Origin of the sequence: Schnuerera sp. (assembly GCF_035459645.1) — a bacterium.
In the GTDB taxonomy this organism is placed as follows: Bacteria; Bacillota; Clostridia; order Tissierellales; family Tepidimicrobiaceae; genus Schnuerera.
This window is the reverse complement of the sequence record NZ_DATHXO010000078.1, coordinates 1-4,467: the sequence shown is the minus strand read 5'-3', so window position 1 is coordinate 4,467 and position 4,467 is coordinate 1. Positions and strand designations below refer to the sequence as shown.

Genomic DNA, 4,467 nt, shown 5'->3' with positions numbered 1-4,467 from the left:
CCAGAAGTTGCAGCTGTTTCTGCTTTAACAGGATTTGTTACTAATCCCCAAAATCATGTTGGAGATTTCAATATAGAAATGCCAGAAAAATTTTTGATTAATGACAATTTAATAATCAGTCCTGCAAAAAATATGGAAGATTTGGAGATAATTCGTGGACCAAATATAAAGCCTTTTCCTAAGTCGAAGGTTATGAAAGAAATTATAGGGGGAAAAGTACTTATAAAATTAGGTGATGATATTACAACGGACCATATAATGCCTTCTAATGCAAAACTTCTTCCTTATAGGTCTAATATTCCATATTTATCTGATTATTGTTTATTACCCTGTGATTCAAAGTTTCCTGAAAGGGCTAGGGAGAATGAAGGAGGAATTATATTAGGTGGATTTAATTATGGACAAGGTTCCAGCCGTGAACATGCAGCATTGGTACCTTTATATTTAGGGATTAAAGCCATATTAGCTAAATCTTTTGCAAGGATACACAAACAAAACTTAATCAATAATGGAATAATTCCTCTTGTGTTTATGGAGGAAAAAGACTACCAAAATATAGATATCCTTGATAATTTAGTTATAGAAAATTTATTAACTCAAATTGAGAAGGATAAAATAGTGGTAAAAAATGAAACTAAAGATATAGAATATTTAATGAATTTAGATATAACTGAACGACAAAGGCAAATTCTTAAAGCAGGTGGTCTTTTAAACTTCATAAAAAATTAGATTGTTTAAATTATTTGAAAGGGGAATAGACATGGAAAATATTATAACTTTGATTCCTGGTGATGGAATAGGACCAGAGGTAATTTCTGCTACAGTAAAGATTATTGAAGCTACTGGAGTTAATATTAATTGGGAAAAGGTAGAAGCAGGGACTAATGCTATAGAAACTGAAGGAACACCTCTTCCGGATTATGTAATAGATAGTATCGAGAAGAACAAAGTAGTTTTAAAAGGTCCCATAACTACGCCTATAGCTAAAGGATTTAGAAGTGTAAATGTAAGCTTAAGAAAAAAATTAAACCTATTTGCAAACATAAGACCTATTAAATCTTTTGATGGGATTGAAAGTCTTCATAAGGATGTGGATTTGATCATAGTAAGGGAAAACACAGAGGATCTATATGCGGGTATAGAACGTATGATAGATGAAGATAAAGCAGAAAGTATTAAAATAATAACGAGAAAAGCCAGTGAGAGAATTTGTAGATATGCTTTTGATTTAGCTATTAAAGAGAATAGAAAAAAAATCACTTTAGTTCATAAAGCTAATATAATGAAATTATCTGATGGATTGTTTTTAGAGTCAGGAAGAAAAATAGCTAAAGATTATCCTAGTATAAAGTTTGAAGAGATGATTGTTGATGCTATGAGCATGAAATTAGTTCAATTTCCTCAAGAATATGATGTGATAGTAGCTCCTAATCTATATGGAGATATATTATCCGATTTGTCAGCAGGACTTATTGGTGGATTAGGCTTAGCACCAGGGGCTAATATTGGAGAAGAAGTAGCAATCTTTGAACCAGTTCATGGTTCTGCATTGGATATATCTAATAAAAATATTGCCAACCCTACTTCAGCTATTTTATCTGGAATATTGATGTTAAAGCATATTGGAGAATATAAAGCTGCAATAAAAATTGAAGAAGCTCTATGGAAAGTATTGAAGAATAAGGAAAGTAGAACCATTGATTTAGATGGGAAGTTAGGAACAAAAGAGTTTACAGAAAAGATTATTGAAATTATGAATCAATGATAGAATATAGAGTTCTTTGGTGGAGGCGATTATATGAAGAAAAGATTTAAAAAAGTTTTAGTGGCAAATAGAGGAGAAATTGCAATTAGAGTTTTTAGAGCTTGTAATGAATTGGGAATAAGGACTGTAGCCATATATTCTAATGAAGATAAGAACTCTTTATTTAGGGTAAAAGCTGATGAATCCTATTTAATTGGAAAAAACAAAGGGCCTATAGAAGCCTATTTAAATATAGATGAGATTATAAGACTAGCATTAAAAAAAGGGGTGGATGCAATCCATCCAGGATATGGATTTTTATCTGAGAATCCAGAATTTGCAAGGAAATGCCAAGAAGTAGGGATAGAGTTTATCGGGCCAACCTATAATATGATGTTGAATTTAGGAGACAAGATAAAAGCCAAAAAAATGGTAAACAGTGTTGGGGTACCAACAATTCCAGGAATAGAAAAGGCAGTAAATTCAGAAAAAGAGGTTATTGAGTTTGCCAATTACTGTGGTTACCCAATTATGCTAAAAGCTGCAGCAGGAGGCGGCGGTAGAGGCATGAGGGTGGTAAGAGATGAGAAGTATTTAATTCAAGAATATTATAGTGCTAAAAATGAGGCAAAGAAAGCCTTTGGTATTGATGATATATTTGTGGAAAAATATGTGGAAAAACCAAAACATATAGAAGTACAAATTCTAGGAGATAAGTATGGAAATATTGTTCATCTATATGAACGAGATTGTTCCATTCAAAGAAGGCATCAAAAGATTATTGAATATACTCCTGCTTTTTCTATAACAGAGGAACAAAGGCAAAGAATATGTGAAGACGCAGTTAGAATTGGAAAAGCAGTTGATTATAGAGGGGCAGGTACAGTAGAGTTTTTATTGGATAAGTATGGAAATCATTATTTCATTGAAGTAAATCCTAGGATACAGGTGGAACATACCATATCTGAAATGACTACTGGTATAGATATAGTACAATTACAGATTTTAATTGCTGAAGGATATTCTCTTGATTCTAATGAAATTAATATAAAAAGTCAGAAGGATGTACAGCCTAGAGGATTTGCAATACAGTGTAGGGTAACTACAGAGGATCCATTGAAAAATTTTATGCCTGATACTGGTACTATCGATATATATAGAACTAGTTCTGGATTTGGTATAAGACTAGATGGAGGCAATGGATTTACTGGAGGAACTATAAGCCCTTATTATGATAGCCTTTTAGTAAAGGTCACTGGTTGGTCTAGAACCTTTGAAGATGCTAGCAAAAAAGTTAGTAGAGCATTGAAGGAAATAAAAATAAGAGGAGTTAAAACAAATATACCTTTTTTAATAAATGTATTGAATCATAAAGAATTTTTGAAAGGGAAATGTGATACTGGATTTATCACATATAACCCTGAACTATTTGAAATAAGAACTAAAGAAGACATAGAGCTTAAGGTACTAAAGTTCATTGGTGAAAAGGTAGTGAATGAAACAAAAGGATATAAGCCTGATTTTGATATTCCAAGGGTTCCAAAGGTAAATAGACCGAAAAAACATTTTGGTACCAAGCAAATATTACAGAAGCATGGGCCAGAAGGGTTGGTGGAGTGGATTAAAAATAGAGAAAATCTATTACTGACGGATACAACTATGAGGGATGCTCATCAGTCCTTAATGGCTACTAGAATGAGAACTACTGATATGTTAAGGATTAGTAAAACAATTTCTGTATTGGGAAAGGATTTGTTTTCATTAGAAATGTGGGGTGGAGCCACTTTTGATGTATCCTATAGATTTTTAAAAGAATCTCCATGGACCAGATTAGAACTTTTAAGAAAAAAAATACCTAATATATTATTTCAGATGTTAATTAGAGGCGCTAATGGAGTAGGTTATAAAAATTATCCAGATAATGTAATCAGAGAATTTATTAGAGAGTCTGCTAAAAATGGAATAGATGTTTTTAGAATATTTGATTCTTTAAATTGGATAAAAGGAATGGAAATAGTCATAGATGAAGTATTAAAATTAGGAAAAGTTGCAGAAGCTTGTATATGTTATACAGGGGATATTCTAGATGATAGAAAGGACAAATACACCTTAGATTATTATATAAAAATGGCAAAGAAGTTAGAAAAGACTGGCATCCATATATTGGGAATAAAAGATATGTCATCTCTTTTAAAACCACAAGCTGCATATAGTCTTATTAAAGCATTAAAAGAAGAAATCAACATTCCTATCCATCTGCATACCCATGATACCAGTGGAAATGGGATAGCAACAGTGTTGATGGCTGCTCAAGCTGGTGTAGATATAGTAGATACTGCTTTTAATAGTATGGCAGGCTTGACCAGTCAACCAGCATTAAATTCTGTAGTTGCTGCATTAGAGTATACAGATAGAAATACTGGACTAAATTTAGATGACTTGCAAAAAATATCTGATTATTGGAGTGATATAAGACCTATATATAGTCAATTTGAATCTGGATTAAAATCAGGAACTACGGAAATATATAAATATGAGATTCCTGGAGGACAGTATTCTAATTTAAGACCACAAGTAGAGAGTTTTGGATTAGGCCATCGGTTTGAAGAAGTTAAGGAAATGTATAGAGTTGTAAATGAAATATTAGGAGATATAGTTAAAGTTACTCCTACATCTAAAGTTGTTGGTGATATGGCAATATTTATGGTACAAAATGATTTGAC

Annotated in this window: 2 protein-coding genes and 1 pseudogene; all 3 read left to right on the top strand. The window is 32.0% G+C overall.

The genetic code is table 11. The annotated features are described in order from the left end of the window. Window positions 1-729: pseudogene (locus VK998_RS01930) on the top strand (aconitate hydratase); the annotation flags it as partial. 31 nt (window positions 730-760) lie between these two features. Next, window positions 761-1,765, top strand: a complete 1,005-nt coding sequence (locus tag VK998_RS01925) for an isocitrate/isopropylmalate dehydrogenase family protein (protein ID WP_325224878.1) — start codon at window positions 761-763, stop codon at window positions 1,763-1,765. 33 nt (window positions 1,766-1,798) lie between these two features. Further along, window positions 1,799-4,467: pyruvate carboxylase (locus tag VK998_RS01920; protein ID WP_325224876.1), on the top strand; the 2,669-nt coding region annotated here is incomplete at its 3' end.